General features: G+C 66.0%; 20 protein-coding genes. All 20 read left to right on the forward strand.

The window, feature by feature from the left end:
* The first annotated feature begins 62 nt into the window (after nt 1-62).
* Entirely contained in the window at nt 63-3,938 is a 3,876-nt protein-coding gene (locus Q343_RS0103310; RefSeq protein ID WP_029252164.1) for a DNA-directed RNA polymerase subunit beta', read from the forward strand.
* Between the two features lie 475 nt (nt 3,939-4,413).
* On the forward strand, nt 4,414-4,788 hold the full coding sequence (gene rpsL / locus Q343_RS0103315) for a 30S ribosomal protein S12 (RefSeq protein ID WP_029252165.1): 375 nt from the start codon (nt 4,414-4,416) through the stop codon (nt 4,786-4,788).
* Nucleotides 4,788-5,258 carry a 30S ribosomal protein S7 gene (gene rpsG / locus Q343_RS0103320; protein WP_029252166.1) on the forward strand — a complete coding sequence of 157 codons (471 nt, stop codon included), beginning with the start codon at nt 4,788-4,790 and terminating at the stop codon, nt 5,256-5,258. Before rpsL ends, rpsG begins: the two co-directional genes overlap by 1 nt.
* Before the next feature lie 93 nt (nt 5,259-5,351).
* Nucleotides 5,352-7,454, forward strand: a complete 2,103-nt coding sequence (fusA, locus tag Q343_RS0103325; protein ID WP_029252167.1) for an elongation factor G — start codon at nt 5,352-5,354, stop codon at nt 7,452-7,454.
* 116 nt (nt 7,455-7,570) lie between these two features.
* Nucleotides 7,571-8,767 (forward strand): elongation factor Tu, encoded by a 1,197-nt coding sequence (gene tuf, locus Q343_RS0103330; protein ID WP_029252168.1) that lies wholly within the window; start codon nt 7,571-7,573, stop codon nt 8,765-8,767.
* A 521-nt stretch (nt 8,768-9,288) separates the two neighbouring features.
* Nucleotides 9,289-9,597 carry a 30S ribosomal protein S10 gene (gene rpsJ / locus Q343_RS0103335; RefSeq protein WP_029252169.1) on the forward strand — a complete coding sequence of 103 codons (309 nt, stop codon included), beginning with the start codon at nt 9,289-9,291 and terminating at the stop codon, nt 9,595-9,597.
* A gap of 14 nt (nt 9,598-9,611) precedes the next feature.
* The gene (gene rplC, locus Q343_RS0103340) at nt 9,612-10,274 is read left to right on the forward strand and encodes a 50S ribosomal protein L3 (RefSeq protein WP_043109191.1); all 663 of its coding nucleotides are present in this window, start codon (nt 9,612-9,614) and stop codon (nt 10,272-10,274) included.
* 5 nt (nt 10,275-10,279) lie between these two features.
* Nucleotides 10,280-10,978: a 50S ribosomal protein L4 gene (gene rplD / locus Q343_RS0103345; RefSeq protein WP_029252171.1), complete on the forward strand. Its 699-nt coding sequence runs from the start codon at nt 10,280-10,282 to the stop codon at nt 10,976-10,978.
* Complete coding sequence (rplW, locus tag Q343_RS0103350; RefSeq protein ID WP_029252172.1) at nt 10,975-11,265, forward strand: 50S ribosomal protein L23; 291 nt, start codon at nt 10,975-10,977, stop codon at nt 11,263-11,265. The genes rplD and rplW overlap by 4 nt, the downstream gene beginning before the upstream one ends.
* 31 nt (nt 11,266-11,296) lie before the next feature.
* On the forward strand, nt 11,297-12,133 hold the full coding sequence (gene rplB / locus Q343_RS0103355; protein ID WP_029252173.1) for a 50S ribosomal protein L2: 837 nt from the start codon (nt 11,297-11,299) through the stop codon (nt 12,131-12,133).
* A gap of 15 nt (nt 12,134-12,148) precedes the next feature.
* Nucleotides 12,149-12,430, forward strand: coding sequence for a 30S ribosomal protein S19 (gene rpsS, locus Q343_RS0103360; protein ID WP_029252174.1), 282 nt, complete (start codon nt 12,149-12,151; stop codon nt 12,428-12,430).
* Nucleotides 12,431-12,500: 70 nt separating this feature from the next.
* On the forward strand, nt 12,501-12,872 hold the full coding sequence (gene rplV, locus Q343_RS0103365; RefSeq protein ID WP_029252175.1) for a 50S ribosomal protein L22: 372 nt from the start codon (nt 12,501-12,503) through the stop codon (nt 12,870-12,872).
* Nucleotides 12,872-13,708, forward strand: a complete 837-nt coding sequence (rpsC, locus tag Q343_RS0103370) for a 30S ribosomal protein S3 (RefSeq protein ID WP_029252176.1) — start codon at nt 12,872-12,874, stop codon at nt 13,706-13,708. The genes rplV and rpsC overlap by 1 nt, the downstream gene beginning before the upstream one ends.
* A 2-nt stretch (nt 13,709-13,710) precedes the next feature.
* Entirely contained in the window at nt 13,711-14,130 is a 420-nt protein-coding gene (gene rplP, locus Q343_RS0103375; RefSeq protein ID WP_029252177.1) for a 50S ribosomal protein L16, read from the forward strand.
* Nucleotides 14,130-14,366, forward strand: coding sequence for a 50S ribosomal protein L29 (gene rpmC / locus Q343_RS0103380; RefSeq protein WP_029252178.1), 237 nt, complete (start codon nt 14,130-14,132; stop codon nt 14,364-14,366). The genes rplP and rpmC overlap by 1 nt, the downstream gene beginning before the upstream one ends.
* Nucleotides 14,367-14,377: 11 nt before the next feature.
* Nucleotides 14,378-14,668 (forward strand): 30S ribosomal protein S17, encoded by a 291-nt coding sequence (rpsQ, locus tag Q343_RS0103385; protein ID WP_029252179.1) that lies wholly within the window; start codon nt 14,378-14,380, stop codon nt 14,666-14,668.
* Between the two features lie 146 nt (nt 14,669-14,814).
* Nucleotides 14,815-15,183, forward strand: a complete 369-nt coding sequence (gene rplN / locus Q343_RS0103390; protein ID WP_029252180.1) for a 50S ribosomal protein L14 — start codon at nt 14,815-14,817, stop codon at nt 15,181-15,183.
* Between the two features lie 2 nt (nt 15,184-15,185).
* Nucleotides 15,186-15,527 (forward strand): 50S ribosomal protein L24, encoded by a 342-nt coding sequence (gene rplX / locus Q343_RS0103395; RefSeq protein WP_029252181.1) that lies wholly within the window; start codon nt 15,186-15,188, stop codon nt 15,525-15,527.
* Nucleotides 15,527-16,096 carry a 50S ribosomal protein L5 gene (gene rplE / locus Q343_RS0103400; protein WP_029252182.1) on the forward strand — a complete coding sequence of 190 codons (570 nt, stop codon included), beginning with the start codon at nt 15,527-15,529 and terminating at the stop codon, nt 16,094-16,096. The genes rplX and rplE overlap by 1 nt, the downstream gene beginning before the upstream one ends.
* Before the next feature lies 1 nt (nt 16,097).
* Entirely contained in the window at nt 16,098-16,283 is a 186-nt protein-coding gene (locus Q343_RS0103405; protein ID WP_029252183.1) for a type Z 30S ribosomal protein S14, read from the forward strand.
* Nucleotides 16,284-16,292 lie beyond the last annotated feature (9 nt).

Consider the following 16,292-nt stretch of genomic DNA (forward strand, 5'->3'; position numbering starts at 1 on the left):
CATATTTCTCCATTGTGCGGGCGGCTCTCCCAGCCGCCGGCAGACGAAGGAAGTAGGACACATTGCTCGACGTCAATGTCTTCGACGAGCTGCGTATCGGCCTGGCCACGGCCGACGACATCCGTGGCTGGTCCCACGGTGAGGTCAAGAAGCCGGAAACCATCAACTACCGCACCCTGAAGCCTGAGAAGGACGGACTCTTCTGCGAGAAGATCTTCGGTCCGACCCGGGACTGGGAGTGCTACTGCGGCAAGTACAAGCGCGTCCGTTTCAAGGGCATCATCTGTGAGCGCTGCGGCGTCGAGGTGACCCGTTCGAAGGTGCGTCGTGAGCGCATGGGGCACATCGAGCTCGCCGCCCCCGTCACGCACATCTGGTTCTTCAAGGGTGTTCCGTCGCGACTGGGCTACCTGCTCGACCTCGCGCCGAAGGACCTGGAGAAGGTCATCTACTTCGCGGCCTACATGATCACGTGGGTCGACGAGGAGGGGCGTCAGGAGGACCTCCCGAACCTCCAGAACGAGATCGACCTGGAGAAGAAGGAGATCGCGGACCGCCGCGACAACGACATCAACCTGCGCGCCCAGCGTCTCGAGGCCGACCTGGCCGAGCTCGAGGCCGAGGGTGCCAAGGCCGACGCGCGCCGCAAGGTGCGTGACTCGGCCGAGCGCGAGATGGCGCAGCTGCGCAAGCGCTCGGACGCCGAGCTCGATCGCCTCGAGCAGGTCTGGGACCGGTTCAAGAACCTCAAGGTCGCGGACCTCGAGGGCGACGAGATGCTCTACCGTCAGCTGCTCGACCGCTACGGCCCCTACTTCGAGGGTTCGATGGGTGCCGACGCGATCCAGAAGCGTCTGCAGAACTTCGACCTCGAGGCCGAGGCAGAGCTTCTCCACGAGATCATCTCGACGGGCAAGGGTCAGAAGAAGACCCGTGCGCTGAAGCGCCTCAAGGTCGTCAACGCGTTCCTGACGACGACGAACTCGCCGACCGGCATGGTGCTCGACGCCGTCCCGGTGATCCCGCCGGACCTGCGCCCGATGGTGCAGCTCGACGGTGGCCGGTTCGCGACGTCGGACCTCAACGACCTGTACCGCCGTGTGATCAACCGGAACAACCGTCTGAAGCGTCTGCTCGACCTCGGTGCGCCGGAGATCATCGTCAACAACGAGAAGCGGATGCTCCAGGAGGCCGTCGACTCGCTGTTCGACAACGGCCGTCGTGGCCGTCCGGTGACCGGACCGGGCAACCGTCCGCTCAAGTCGATCTCGGACATGCTCAAGGGCAAGCAGGGTCGTTTCCGTCAGAACCTGCTCGGAAAGCGCGTCGACTACTCGGGCCGTTCGGTCATCGTCGTCGGCCCGCAGCTGAAGCTCCACCAGTGCGGTCTGCCCAAGCAGATGGCTCTCGAGCTGTTCAAGCCGTTCGTGATGAAGCGCCTGGTCGACCTGAACCACGCGCAGAACATCAAGTCGGCGAAGCGGATGGTCGAGCGTGCGCGCCCGGTCGTCTGGGACGTCCTCGAAGAGGTCATCACCGAGCACCCGGTGCTGCTGAACCGTGCGCCGACGCTGCACCGTCTGGGTATCCAGGCGTTCGAGCCGCAGCTCGTCGAGGGCAAGGCCATCCACCTGCACCCGCTCGTCTGCGGCGCGTTCAACGCCGACTTCGACGGTGACCAGATGGCGGTCCACCTGCCGCTGAGCGCCGAGGCGCAGGCCGAGGCCCGCATCCTCATGCTCTCGAGCAACAACATCCTGAAGCCGTCGGACGGCCGTCCGGTCACCATGCCCTCGCAGGACATGATCATCGGTCTGCACCACCTCACGAGCGACCGTGCGGGTGCCGAGGGCGAGGGGCGTGCGTTCGGCTCGGTCGCCGAGGCCATCATGGCGTTCGACCAGGGCACGCTGGACATCAACGCGCAGGTCGAGATCCGTCTCGACGGGCTCGTCTTCGAGGACGGCAAGGCACCCGAGGGCTTCGTGCCCGGCGAGCCGTTCGTCTTCGAGACGACGCTGGGCCGTGCGCTCTTCAACGAGACGCTCCCCGTCGACTACCCGTACGAGAACGGGATCGTCGACAAGAAGCGCCTCTCGGTGATCGTGAACGCGCTCGCCGAGCAGTACCCGAAGGTCGAGGTGGCTGCGTCGCTCGACGCTCTGAAGGCCGCCGGCTTCCGTTGGGCGACCCGCTCGGGCGTCACCATCGCGATCTCGGACGTCGCCACGCCGTCGGACAAGGCCGCGATCCTGGAGGAGCACGAGGCCAAGGCACTCAAGGTCCAGCAGGAGTACGACCGTGGTCTGATCACGGACGACGAGCGCCGTCAGGAGCTCATCGAGATCTGGACCCAGGCCACCGACAAGGTCGCGCAGACGATGCGTGCCAACCTCGAGGCCGACGAGCGCAACACCGTGCTCCGCATGGTGGGCTCGGGTGCTCGTGGTAACTGGATGCAGGTCCGTCAGATCGCCGGTATGCGTGGTCTCGTGGCGAACCCGCGTGGTGAGATCATCCCGCGTCCGATCAAGTCGAACTACCGCGAGGGCCTCTCGGTCCTCGAGTACTTCATCGCGACGCACGGTGCCCGTAAGGGTCTCGCCGACACGGCTCTGCGTACCGCGGACTCCGGGTACCTCACCCGTCGTCTCGTGGACGTCTCGCAGGACGTCATCATCCGTGAGGAGGACTGCGGCACCGAGCGTGGTCTGAAGCTCCCCGTGGGTGAGGACGTCGCTGGCGTGCTCGTCGAGCACCCGAAGGTCGAGACGAGCATCTACTCGCGGACCCTGGCCTCCGACGTCGAGGACGCCGACGGCAACGTCGTCGCCCACGCGGGTGACGACGCGGGTGACGACGTCATCCGCAAGGTGCTCGCCGCCGGGGTCGCCGAGGTCAAGGTCCGGTCGGTCCTGACGTGCGAGTCGCGCGTCGGTACGTGCGCCAAGTGCTACGGCCGCTCGCTCGCGACCGGCAAGCTCGTGGACATCGGCGAGGCGGTCGGCATCATCGCGGCCCAGTCGATCGGTGAGCCCGGTACCCAGCTGACGATGCGTACGTTCCACACCGGTGGTGTGGCCTCGGCGGACGACATCACGCAGGGTCTGCCGCGTGTCACCGAGCTCTTCGAGGCGCGTACCCCGAAGGGTGAGGCGCCGATCGCGGAGTTCTCCGGTCGCCTCGCGATCGACGACTCGGAGCGTTCGCGCCGTCTCGTGCTCACGCCAGACGACGGGTCGGAGGAGATCGAGTACCCGGTCACCAAGCGTGCTCGTCTGCTGGTCAACGACGGCGACCACGTCGAGGTCGGGACCCAGCTTGTGCAGGGTGCGGTGGACCCGAAGAAGGTCCTGCGCATCCTCGGCCCGCGCGCCACGCAGAAGCACCTGGTGGACGAGGTCCAGGAGGTCTACAACTCCCAGGGTGTGGACATCCACGACAAGCACATCGAGGTCATCGTGCGGCAGATGCTGCGTCGCGTGACCGTGCTCGACTCGGGCAACGCCAAGCTGCTGCCCGGTGAGCTCGCGGAGCGTGTGCGCTTCGAGGACGCGAACCGGCAGGCCGTGGCGGAGGGTGGCCGTCCGGCTGCCGGCCGTCCGGAGCTGATGGGTATCACGAAGGCGTCGCTCGCGACGGACTCGTGGCTCTCGGCCGCGTCGTTCCAGGAGACCACGCGCGTGCTCACGGAGGCCGCCATGAGCGGTCGCCGCGACCCGCTGCTGGGCCTCAAGGAGAACGTCATCATCGGTAAGCTCATCCCGGCCGGTACCGGCCTGACGCGCTACGGCAACGTGGACGTCGAGCCGACCGAGGAGGCCAAGACCGAGCTCTACCCGACGTTCGGGTACGACGAGATCGACTTCCCGGCGCTCGGTATGGGCTCCGGCGAGGCGATCCCGCTCGAGGACCTCGACTTCGGCGACTACCGCTGACCTGTCGGTAGACAGGACCTGAGGGACTCAGGCGGCGCGGTACCCACCCCGGTGGGTGCCGCGCCGTCGTCGTTCCCCGGACGACGGCGGTGCTCAGGTCCGCCCGGGACGGTGCCGCGCGAGGAGCCGTCCTTCCGATGTTGACTCGCACGTGGTAGTGGGAGTAACGTTGTGAGCCGTGCCCGCGTTGTCGGGCCCTTTGTTCTGTTCGTGAGATGCGGATCGGCCTCGCCGATCCGACGTCGGACGCGCACCGCCCCTCGGTGACGGGGGAGTGAGCAGCGCAGCGGTCAGGCCGGGCCGGCAAGTGTGCGCGGGTAATCCCGAACCGCTCGAGGGCGGCGACGGACCATCGAGCCGGTGGTAGGTGGCTACGCAGCGTTCTTCGCTGCGCGGCGCCACGTGCGATCGGCGCCGCCAGACCACCGTCGAGGCCTTCAGGGTCTCGAGCAGTTCGAGAAGACACGGAGACGTAGTGCCTACGATCCAGCAGCTCGTCCGCAAGGGGCGGACCTCGAAGGTCGGGAAGTCGAAGACTCCCGCCCTCAAGGGCTCCCCTCAGCGGCGCGGCGTGTGCACCCGCGTGTACACGACCACCCCGAAGAAGCCGAACTCCGCGCTCCGCAAGGTCGCGCGTGTCAAGCTCTCCTCCGGCGTCGAGGTCACGGCGTACATCCCGGGCGTCGGCCACAACCTGCAGGAGCACTCCATCGTGCTCGTGCGCGGTGGTCGTGTGAAGGACCTCCCCGGTGTGCGCTACAAGATCGTGCGCGGCGCCCTCGACACCCAGGGTGTCAAGGGTCGCAAGCAGGCCCGCAGCCTCTATGGCGCCAAGAAGGAGAAGAGCTAATGCCCCGTAAGGGTCCGGCCCCGAAGCGGCCGCTCGCAGTCGACCCGGTCTACGGGTCGCCCGTCGTCACGCAGCTCGTGAACAAGGTCCTCATGGACGGCAAGAAGTCCACGGCAGAGGCCATCGTCTACGGCGCCCTCGAGGGTGTCCGCGACAAGGTCGACGGTGACCCCGTCGTCGTTCTCAAGCGTGCGCTCGACAACATCCGTCCCGCACTCGAGGTCCGTAGCCGCCGTGTCGGTGGCGCCACGTACCAGGTGCCGGTCGAGGTTCGCCCCGTGCGCTCCACGACGCTCGCTCTGCGCTGGCTCACCGACTACTCGCGCGCTCGTCGCGAGAAGACGATGACCGAGCGTCTGATGAACGAGATCCTGGACGCGAGCAACGGCCTCGGTGCCGCTGTGAAGCGCCGCGAGGACATGCACAAGATGGCCGAGTCCAACAAGGCCTTCGCGCACTACCGCTGGTGATCCGGTCCGGACGACGACGCAGACCCTGTGTCGTCGTCCGAGGGGCCGTACGGCCCGCCTCGTCCCAACCCACGACCCAAGGGGAAACACACCGTGGCACTTGACGTGCTGACCGACCTGAACAAGGTCCGCAACATCGGCATCATGGCCCACATCGACGCCGGCAAGACGACGACCACCGAGCGGATCCTGTTCTACACCGGGGTCAACTACAAGATCGGTGAGACGCACGACGGCGCGTCGACGATGGACTGGATGGAGCAGGAGCAGGAGCGCGGCATCACGATCACGTCCGCCGCGACGACCTGCTACTGGAAGAACAACCAGATCAACATCATCGACACCCCCGGGCACGTGGACTTCACGGTCGAGGTGGAGCGTTCGCTCCGCGTCCTCGACGGTGCCGTCGCCGTGTTCGACGGCAAGGAGGGCGTCGAGCCCCAGTCGGAGACCGTCTGGCGCCAGGCCGACAAGTACAACGTCCCGCGCATCTGCTTCGTCAACAAGATGGACAAGCTGGGCGCAGACTTCTACTTCACGGTCGACACGATCGTCAACCGCCTCAAGGCGAAGCCGCTCGTCATCCAGCTGCCGATCGGCGCGGAGAACGACTTCACCGGCGTCGTCGACCTGCTCGAGATGAAGGCGCTCGTCTGGCACGGGGAGACCCAGCTCGGCGAGTCCTACGAGGTCGAGGACATCCCGGCCGACCTCGTCGAGAAGGCGGAGCAGTACCGCGCCGACCTCATCGAGGCTGTCGCCGAGGCCGACGAGGAGCTTCTCGAGAAGTACCTCGGCGGCGAGGAGATCAGCAACGACGAGATCAACGCCGCGATCCGTCAGCTGACGATCGCCGGCGAGGCGTTCCCCGTGCTCTGCGGCTCGGCGTTCAAGAACAAGGGCGTCCAGCCCATGCTTGACGCGGTGATCGCGTACCTGCCGTCGCCCCTCGACGTCCCTCCGATGGAGGGCCACGACGTCAAGGACGAGGAGAAGGTCATCGAGCGTCGTCCCGACGCCAGCGAGCCGTTCTCGGCCCTCGCGTTCAAGGTGGCCTCGCACCCGTTCTTCGGCAAGCTCACCTACGTCCGGGTCTACTCGGGCAAGGTCGAGCAGGGCGCGCAGATCTACAACGCGACCAAGGGCAAGAAGGAGCGTGTCGGGAAGCTCTTCCAGATGCACTCCAATAAGGAGAACCCGGTTCCTGAGGCTCAGGCCGGTCACATCTACGCGTTCATCGGTCTGAAGGACGTCACGACGGGCGACACGCTCTGCGACCCGCAGAACCAGGTCGTCCTCGAGTCGATGACGTTCCCCGAGCCGGTCATCGACGTGGCCATCGAGCCCAAGACGAAGGCTGACCAGGAGAAGCTCTCCACGGCCATCCAGAAGCTGGCCGAGGAGGACCCGACCTTCCGCGTCAAGCTCGACGAGGAGACCGGCCAGACCGTCATCGGCGGTATGGGTGAGCTCCACCTCGACATCCTCGTCGACCGCATGCGTCGCGAGTTCAAGGTCGAGGCGAACGTGGGCAAGCCCCAGGTCGCCTACCGCGAGACGATCCGTCGCAAGGCGGAGAAGATCGACTACACGCACAAGAAGCAGACCGGTGGTTCCGGGCAGTTCGCCAAGGTCCAGGTGACCTTCGAGCCGCTCGACACCGCCGAGGGCGACCTGTACGAGTTCGAGAACGCCGTCACCGGTGGGCGCATCCCGCGCGAGTACATCCCGAGCGTCGACGCCGGAATCCAGTCCGCCATGCAGCTCGGCGTTCTCGCCGGGTTCCCGATGGTGGGCGTGAAGGCGACGCTGCTCGACGGCGCATACCACGACGTCGACTCCTCGGAGATGGCGTTCAAGCTTGCTGGCTCGATGGTCTTCAAGGAAGGCATCAAGCGAGCAGACCCGGTTCTTCTGGAGCCGGTCATGGCGGTCGAGGTGCGTACGCCCGAGGAGTACATGGGCGACGTGATCGGCGACATCAACTCACGTCGTGGAATGATCCAGTCCATGGAGGACGCGACGGGTGTCAAGGTCGTACGCGCCCAGGTACCGTTGTCAGAGATGTTCGGGTACATCGGGGACCTGCGTTCCAAGACGCAGGGCCGCGCTGTTTACTCGATGCAGTTCGACAGCTACTCCGAGGTTCCTCGAGCAGTTGCCGAAGAGATCATCAAGAAGACCCGGGGCGAGTGAGTCCCCACAGGTCGACCCCTGCACCACCCATCAACCTGTAGCGACCCGCACGCCCCGCAGATGCATCTCGCATCTGCATCGTTCGGCACAACTACCCAAGTCCCAGGAGGACCCCAGTGGCGAAGGCCAAGTTCGAGCGGAACAAGCCGCACGTCAACGTCGGCACCATCGGTCACGTTGACCACGGTAAGACGACGCTGACGGCAGCGATCTCGAAGACGCTCGCAGAGAAGTACCCGGACCTGCCGGCGAACACGCTGCGCAACTTCGACGAGATCGATGCGGCTCCCGAGGAGAAGCAGCGCGGTATCACGATCAACATCGCGCACATCGAGTACGAGACCCCTGCGCGTCACTACGCGCACGTCGACGCTCCCGGGCACGCCGACTACATCAAAAACATGATCACCGGTGCCGCCCAGATGGACGGCGCGATCCTGGTGGTCGCCGCGACCGACGGTCCGATGGCCCAGACGCGTGAGCACGTCCTGCTCGCTCGTCAGGTCGGCGTTCCCTACCTGCTCGTGGCGCTCAACAAGTCCGACATGGTCGACGACGAGGAGATCCTCGAGCTCGTCGAGATGGAGGTCCGTGAGCTCCTCTCCTCGCAGGAGTTCGACGGCGACAACGCTCCCGTCGTGCGCGTCTCCGGTCTGAAGGCTCTCGAGGGCGACCCCGAGTGGACCGAGAAGATCGTCGAGCTCATGAACGCTGTCGACGAGTTCGTCCCCGAGCCCGAGCGTGAGCTGGACAAGCCGTTCCTCATGCCCGTCGAGGACGTCTTCACGATCACCGGTCGTGGAACCGTCGTCACCGGCAAGGTCGAGCGTGGCGTCCTGGACGTCAACTCGGACGTCGAGATCGTCGGCATCCGCCAGCCGCAGAAGACCACGGTCACCGGTATCGAGACCTTCCACAAGCAGATGGACCAGGCGCAGGCCGGCGACAACACCGGTCTCCTCCTCCGCGGTCTGAAGCGCGAAGAGGTCGAGCGTGGCCAGGTCGTCGTGAAGCCGGGTTCGATCACCCCGCACACGGACTTCGAGGCCCAGGTCTACATCCTCGGCAAGGACGAGGGCGGGCGTCACAACCCGTTCTACTCGAACTACCGTCCGCAGTTCTACTTCCGCACCACGGACGTCACCGGCGTCATCACGCTGCCCGAGGGCACCGAGATGGTCATGCCCGGCGACAACACCGAGATGTCGGTCGAGCTCATCCAGCCGATCGCCATGGAAGAGGGCCTCGGCTTCGCCATCCGTGAGGGTGGCCGTACCGTCGGCTCCGGCCGCGTGACGAAGATCATCAAGTGATCTACCGCTGCTGCCGGCCCCTCCCGGGCCGGTAGCAGCCCCCACGAAGGCTCTGGCGCTTTCATGCGTCAGAGCCTTCGTGCTGCTTCCCGCCCGACCGGCGGGTGGGGTTCTCGGGAGGGCGTCGTCGACGTCACAGCTCCCGGCTGCCCCACGGACTTGGCTGATCGCACCTTCGTGTGCGAGGATAGTCAAGTTGCCTGCTACGGGCGCGCTCTTTCAAGTTTCGAACAGTGTGTTGAACCGGCCTCGAGGATTCGGGGCAAGCGGCCATGCCGCGGGTTGAGCTTGCTGTCGTCGATGAGATCGAGCACCCCGCGGAACACACGTTCTGACGCAGGCGGGAAAACGTTGCGCTTCGTCGCTGATGGTCTGGCCCTCGGGTCAGGTCGCCGGCGGAACGCATATCCAACGGCCCCACACCGAACCGGTGTGCGCGTCGCGGCGAGTCAGAGTAAGCGACACGCCCGAGCGCGGGGGTCGGACAGCTAGCGGTTCGAGAGAGAGAGTCAGACGACGCCATGGCGGGACAGAAGATCCGCATCCGGCTCAAGTCCTACGACCACGAGGTCATCGACAGTTCGGCGCGCAAGATCGTCGACACGGTGAGCCGCGCTGGTGCGACGGTCGTGGGCCCGGTGCCGCTGCCGACGGAGAAGAACGTGTTCTGCGTCATCCGATCGCCTCACAAGTACAAGGACAGCCGTGAGCACTTCGAGATGCGTACGCACAAGCGGTTGATCGACATCATCGATCCCACGCCGAAGGCGGTCGACTCGCTCATGCGACTCGACCTCCCCGCGGACGTGAACATCGAGATCAAGCTCTGAGGCTGGAGGACATTATGACTACCCCCCAGCAGAACGAACGCGCCGTGACGGCTGCGCTCGGGACGAAGCTCGGCATGACCCAGGTGTGGGACGACAACGGACGGCTGGTCCCTGTGACCGTCGTCGCGGTCGCTCCCAACGTGGTCACGCAGGTCCGCTCGGACGAGACGGACGGCTACCACGCGATTCAGCTGGCAGCCGGGCAGATCGACCCGCGCAAGGTCACGAACCCGCTGAAGGGTCACTTCGAGAAGGCCGGCGTCACGCCGCGCCGTCACGTCGCAGAGGTCCGCACCGCGGACGCTGCGTCGTACGAGCTCGGCCAGGAGATCACGGCGGAGGCCTTCACGGCCGGCGCCAAGGTCGACGTCGTCGGGACCACCAAGGGCAAGGGCACGGCCGGTGTGATGAAGCGTCACGGCTTCCACGGTGTCGGCGCCTCCCACGGTTCGCACCGCAACCACCGCAAGCCCGGTTCGATCGGTGGGGCCTCGACCCCGTCGCGAGTCTTCAAGGGCATGCGGATGGCCGGGCGTATGGGTCACGACCGTCAGACCACCATGAACCTGACCGTCCACGCGGTCGACGCAGAGAAGGGTCTGCTGCTCGTCAAGGGCGCAGTTCCCGGCCCTAAGGGCGGCGTCGTTCTCGTGCGTAGCGCAGTGAAGGGAGCCTGATACCCATGGCTGCTCAGACTGTTGACGTCCTGGACGCGAAGGGCAAGAAGGCCGGCAAGGCCGAGCTTCCTGCCGACATCTTCGACGTGCAGACGAACGTCCCCCTGATCCACCAGGTCGTCGTCGCCCAGCGTGCTGCTGCACGTCAGGGCACGGCCTCGACCAAGACCCGCGGCGAGGTCCGCGGTGGTGGACGCAAGCCTTACAAGCAGAAGGGCACTGGCCGCGCACGCCAGGGCTCGACGCGTGCTCCGCAGTTCGCCGGCGGTGGCACCGTCCACGGCCCGCAGCCGCGCAGCTACGACCAGCGGACCCCCAAGAAGATGAAGGTCGCCGCCCTCCGCGGTGCCCTCTCCGACCGGGCTCGCGCAGGCCGCGTGCACGTCGTCTCCGGCTTCGGCGTGGACGGCGTGCCGTCCACCAAGACGGCCCTGTCGACGATCGCCTCGCTGTCACCGCGCAAGCACGTCCTCGTGGTGACCGAGCGCAACGACGAGATCACGATCAAGTCGCTGCGGAACGTCGAGCAGGTGCACCTTCTGGTTGCTGACCAGCTGAACACCTACGACGTGCTCGTCTCGGACGACGTCGTCTTCACCGAGGGTGCGCTCTCCGCGTTCCTCGCGGGCCCGGCCACCGGCCGCGGCGCGAAGGCTGTCGCGACCTCGGCCGAGGCGTCTGACGCCGAGGAGGCCGCCAAGTGAGCACCATTCAGAAGGACCCGCGCGAGATCCTGATCGCGCCGGTCGTCTCCGAGAAGAGCTACGCGCTGCTCGATGAGGGTAAGTACACCTTCATCGTGGACCCGGGCGCGAACAAGACTGAGATCAAGATTGCTGTCGAGCAGGTCTTCGACGTCAAGGTCTCCTCGGTCAACACGATCAACCGCAAGGGCAAGTCCCGTCGTACGCGGTTCGGTCTGGGTAAGCGCAAGGACACCAAGCGTGCGATCGTCACCCTCCGTGAGGGCACGATCGACATCTTCGGCTGAGCCGACGAGAGCAGATTGAGGACAGATCCCCATGGGAATCCGTAAGCACAAGCCGACGACGCCTGGCCGCCGCGGCTCGAGCGTTGCCGACTTCGTCGAGGTCACGCGCTCGCAGCCGGAGAAGTCGCTGGTCCGTCCCCTGTCGAAGACGGGCGGTCGCAACAACTCGGGCCGCATCACGACCCGGCACAAGGGCGGTGGCCACAAGCGCGCCTACCGCGTGATCGACTTCCGTCGTCACGACAAGGACGGCGTGCCGGCGAAGGTCGCGCACATCGAGTATGACCCGAACCGCACGGCGCGCATCGCGCTCCTGCACTACCTGGACGGCGAGAAGCGGTACATCATCGCGCCGAACAAGTTGAAGCAGGGCGACATGATCGAGAACGGCGCCGGAGCGGACATCAAGCCTGGTAACAACCTGCCGTTGCGCAACATCCCGACCGGTACGGTCATCCACGCGATCGAGCTTCGGCCCGGTGGCGGTGCGAAGATCGCCCGTTCGGCTGGTGCCTCCGTGCAGCTCGTCGCCAAGGACGGCCCCTACGCCCAGCTGCGTATGCCGTCCGGCGAGATCCGCAACGTCGACCTGCGCTGCCGCGCCACGGTCGGCGAGGTGGGCAACGCCGAGCAGTCGAACATCAACTGGGGCAAGGCCGGCCGTAACCGCTGGAAGGGCATCCGCCCGACCGTGCGTGGTGTCGTCATGAACCCGGTTGACCACCCCCACGGTGGTGGTGAAGGCAAGACCTCCGGTGGACGTCACCCGGTGAGCCCCTGGGGCAAGCCGGAGGGGCGCACCCGCCACCCGAACAAGCCGAGTGACAAGCTGATCGTGCGGCGTCGCCGTACCGGCAAGAAGCGCTGATAGGAGCCTGGAGACATGCCTCGTAGCCTGAAGAAGGGCCCCTTCGTCGACGACCACCTGCAGAAGAAGGTGGATGGTCAGAACGAGAAGGGGACCAAGAACGTCATCAAGACGTGGTCCCGTCGGTCGGTCGTCACGCCCGACTTCCTCGGACACACTTTTGCCGTGCACGACGGTCGCAAGCACACTCCCGTGTTCGTCACCGAGTCGATGGTCGGGCACAAGCTCGGCGAGTTCGCTCCCACGCGGACCTTCCGCGGCCACGTGAAGGACGACAAGAAGGGGCGTCGCCGCTGACGCCGTGCCCTCGGGCACAGCGACAGCGTGACGTCTCCGACGGTCACTAGAGACAGAAGGCAGGACAGCAATGGAAGCCAAGGCGCAGGCGCGGTTCGTCCGTGTCACGCCCCAGAAGGCCCGGCGCGTCGTGGACCTCATCCGTGGCAAGCAGGCCGCTGAGGCAGTCGCGGTGCTGAAGTTCGCACCGCAGTCAGCGAGCGAGCCGATCCGGAAGGTCGTGGAGAGCGCGATCGCCAACGCGCGAGTGAAGGCCGACAACGCGAGCGAGCGGTTCGACGAGCAGGAGCTCGTCGTCACCGAGGCGTTCGTGGACGAGGGCCCCACGCTCAAGCGTTTCCGGCCACGGGCACAGGGTCGGGCGAGCCAAATCCTCAAGCGGACGAGCCACATCACCGTGGTCGTCGCTCCGCGTGAAGACACGAAGGGAAGGGCCCGATAGTGGGACAGAAGGTTCACCCGCACGGGTACCGTCTCGGCATCTCGACCGACCACCGCTCGCGGTGGTTCGCCGACAGCACCAAGCCCGGCCAGCGGTACCGCGACTACGTCCGCGAGGACGTCGAGATCCGCAAGGTCATGGGCACGGGGCTCGAGCGTGCCGGTATCTCCAAGGTGGAGATCGAGCGCACGCGTGACCGCGTTCGTGTCGACATCCACACCGCACGTCCGGGCATCGTCATCGGTCGCCGTGGCGCCGAGGCCGACCGCATCCGCGGCGAGCTCGAGAAGCTCACGGGCAAGCAGGTTCAGCTGAACATCCTCGAGGTCAAGAACCCCGAGATCGACGCTCAGCTGGTCGCCCAGGGCATCGCCGAGCAGCTCGCGAGCCGCGTGTCGTTCCGACGCGCGATGCGCAAGGGTATGCAGTCGGCACAGCGTGCCGGCGCCAAGGGTATCCGCGTGCAGGTCGCCGGCCGTCTCGGCGGCGCCGAGATGAGCCGTTCGGAGTTCTACCGCGAGGGCCGCGTGCCCCTGCACACGCTCCGCGCGTACATCGACTACGGCTTCTTCGAGGCCCGCACGACCTTCGGCCGCATCGGCGTGAAGGTCTGGGTCTACAAGGGCGACATGACCGAGAAGGAGTTCGCCGCACAGCAGGCGAGCGCCGCTCCTCGCCAGGGCCGTGGCGGCCCTCGCGGCGGTGGCGCACGTGGCCCGCGTCGTGGTGGCGAGCGTCCCGCCGAGCGGGCTCCGCAGTCCGAGGCTCCGGCTGCCGCTGAGGCACCCGCAGCTTCTGCGGAGAAGCCGGCGACCGAGACCGGAACGGAGGCCTGACCATGCTGATCCCTCGCAGGGTCAAGCACCGCAAGCAGCACCACCCGTCGCGCTCCGGTGCGGCCAAGGGCGGGACGACGATTGCTTTTGGTGACTACGGAATCCAGGCGATCGACCCGGCCTACGTCACGAACCGCCAGATCGAGGCGGCTCGTATCGCGATGACTCGCCACATCAAGCGTGGCGGTAAGGTCTGGATCAACATCTACCCGGACCGTCCGCTCACGAAGAAGCCTGCCGAGACCCGCATGGGTTCCGGTAAGGGTTCGCCCGAGTGGTGGGTCGCCAACGTCAAGCCGGGCCGGATCATGTTTGAGCTGGCCGGCGTCGATGAGGAGCTCGCTCGTGAGGCCATGCGCCGTGCGATGCACAAGCTCCCGATGAAGTGCCGCTTCGTGGTGCGTGAAGGTGGTGGCAACTGATGGCTGTCGGTACCAAGGAACTCGCGACGACGGAGCTCGACGCGTTTGACGACGAGCGTCTCGTCGCCGAGCTGAAGAAGGCCAAGGAGGAGATGTTCAACCTCCGCTTCCAGGCGGCCACCGGCCAGCTGGAGAGCCACGGCCGACTGAAGGCAGTGCGTCGTGACATTGCACGTATCTACACGGTGATCCGCGAGCGCGAGCTCGGCATCCGGACCGCCCCGAGCGCCGAGTGAGTGAGGCTGGAATGAGCGAGAAGGCAAACGCGGCCGAGGCCGCAACGCCCACCCGTTCGCACCGGAAGACGCGGCGCGGATACGTGGTGAGCGACAAGATGGACAAGACCGTCGTGGTGGAGGTCGAGGACCGGGTCAAGCACCCGCTCTACGGCAAGGTCATCCGACGGACGACCAAGGTCAAGGCGCACGACGAGCAGAACACTGCCGGCGTGGGCGACCTGGTCGAGATCATGGAGACTCGCCCGCTGTCCGCCTCGAAGCGGTGGCGCCTGGTCGAGATCCACGAGAAGGCCAAGTAGCACGCTAGTCGCGGTGGGCCGAGAGGCCCGCCGCGACTGCACAGTGACTGACCCGGCCGTCGCCAGGCGGCGGCCGACACTGACAGATATCCGTTCGGCAAGGCTCGCTGAGTGCGAGAACCAGCTCGACGACAGGAGTTCACTACATGATCCAGCAGGAGTCGCGACTTCGGGTCGCCGACAACACGGGTGCGAAGGAAATCCTCTGCATCCGCGTTCTCGGTGGTTCGGGCCGTCGCTACGCCGGAATCGGCGACACCATCGTCGCAACCGTCAAGGACGCGATCCCGGGCGGAAACGTCAAGAAGGGCGACGTGGTCAAGGCCGTCATCGTCCGTACCGTCAAGGAGCGCCGTCGTCCCGACGGTTCCTACATCAAGTTCGATGAGAACGCCGCCGTGATCCTCAAGAACGAGGGGGAGCCGCGCGGTACGCGCATCTTCGGCCCCGTCGGTCGTGAGCTTCGTGACAAGAAGTTCATGAAGATCATCTCGCTGGCTCCGGAGGTGCTCTGACTATGGCCAAGATCAAGAAGGGCGACCTCGTCGTCGTCATCTCTGGCAAGGACCGCGGCAAGCAGGGGCGTGTCCTCGAGGTCCTGAAGGACCGCGACCGTCTGGTCGTCGAGGGCGTCCAGCGTGTCACGAAGCACGTCAAGGAGGGGCAGTCGCAGCGCGGCACCCGCACCGGCGGCATCGAGACGGTCGAGGCACCCATCCACCTGAGCAACGTGATGGTGGTTGACCCGGAGACCAAGAAGGGCACCCGCGTCGGGTACCGCACCGAAGAGGTCGAGCGCGATGGCCGTACGCGGACGACGCGTGTTCGCGTCGCCAAGCGCTCCGGGAAGGACATCTGATGAGCGAGACGCTCGAGGCTCCGGCGACCCCTCGCCTGAAGCAGAAGTACCGCGACGAGATCATCGATGGTCTTCGCGAGGAGTTCAGCCACGCCAACGTCAACCAGGTTGCCGGCCTCACCAAGGTCGTCGTCAACATGGGTGTCGGTGACGCGGCCAAGGACTCCAAGCTCATCGAGGGTGCTATCCGCGACCTGACCGCGATCACGGGTCAGAAGCCGCAGGTCACCAAGGCGCGCAAGTCCATCGCACAGTTCAAGCTGCGTGAGGGCATGCCGATCGGTGCGCACGTCACGCTGCGTGGCGACCGCATGTGGGAGTTCCTGGACCGCCTCACGGCGACCGCGCTCCCGCGCATCCGCGACTTCCGCGGACTGTCCCCGAAGCAGTTCGACGGGAACGGCAACTACACCTTCGGTCTCACCGAGCAGTCGATGTTCCACGAGATCGACCAGGACAAGATCGACCGTGTCCGTGGTATGGACATCACGGTTGTGACGACCGCGACGACGGACGACGAGGGCCGCTCCCTGCTGCGCCGCCTCGGCTTCCCCTTCAAGGAGAACTGACATGGCGAAGAAGGCCCTGATCAACAAGGCTGCCGCGAAGCCCAAGTTCGCGGTTCGTGCCTACACCCGGTGCCAGAAGTGCGGTCGCCCGCACTCCGTGTACCGCAAGTTCGGCCTCTGCCGCATCTGCCTTCGCGAGATGGCACACCGTGGTGAGCTCCCCGGCGTCACCAAGAGCAGCTGGTAACAACTACGT

It is taken from the genome of Paraoerskovia marina DSM 21750 (genome assembly GCF_000701465.1).
GTDB classification, from domain to species: domain Bacteria; phylum Actinomycetota; class Actinomycetes; order Actinomycetales; family Cellulomonadaceae; genus Paraoerskovia; species Paraoerskovia marina.

Bases quoted from the DNA above. Each gene is read 5' to 3' on its own strand.
- rpsG (WP_029252166.1), top strand. From the start codon at position 4,788: ATGCCCCGTAAGGGTCCGGCCCCGAAGCGGCCGCTCGCAGTCGACCCG.
- rpsJ (WP_029252169.1), top strand. From the start codon at position 9,289: ATGGCGGGACAGAAGATCCGCATCCGGCTCAAGTCCTACGACCACGAG.
- rplC (WP_043109191.1), top strand. From the start codon at position 9,612: ATGACTACCCCCCAGCAGAACGAACGCGCCGTGACGGCTGCGCTCGGG.
- rplD (WP_029252171.1), top strand. From the start codon at position 10,280: ATGGCTGCTCAGACTGTTGACGTCCTGGACGCGAAGGGCAAGAAGGCC.
- rplB (WP_029252173.1), top strand. From the start codon at position 11,297: ATGGGAATCCGTAAGCACAAGCCGACGACGCCTGGCCGCCGCGGCTCG.
- rpsS (WP_029252174.1), top strand. From the start codon at position 12,149: ATGCCTCGTAGCCTGAAGAAGGGCCCCTTCGTCGACGACCACCTGCAG.
- rplV (WP_029252175.1), top strand. From the start codon at position 12,501: ATGGAAGCCAAGGCGCAGGCGCGGTTCGTCCGTGTCACGCCCCAGAAG.
- rplP (WP_029252177.1), top strand. From the start codon at position 13,711: ATGCTGATCCCTCGCAGGGTCAAGCACCGCAAGCAGCACCACCCGTCG.
- rpmC (WP_029252178.1), top strand. From the start codon at position 14,130: ATGGCTGTCGGTACCAAGGAACTCGCGACGACGGAGCTCGACGCGTTT.
- rpsQ (WP_029252179.1), top strand. From the start codon at position 14,378: ATGAGCGAGAAGGCAAACGCGGCCGAGGCCGCAACGCCCACCCGTTCG.
- rplN (WP_029252180.1), top strand. From the start codon at position 14,815: ATGATCCAGCAGGAGTCGCGACTTCGGGTCGCCGACAACACGGGTGCG.
- rplX (WP_029252181.1), top strand. From the start codon at position 15,186: ATGGCCAAGATCAAGAAGGGCGACCTCGTCGTCGTCATCTCTGGCAAG.
- rplE (WP_029252182.1), top strand. From the start codon at position 15,527: ATGAGCGAGACGCTCGAGGCTCCGGCGACCCCTCGCCTGAAGCAGAAG.
- Q343_RS0103405 (WP_029252183.1), top strand. From the start codon at position 16,098: ATGGCGAAGAAGGCCCTGATCAACAAGGCTGCCGCGAAGCCCAAGTTC.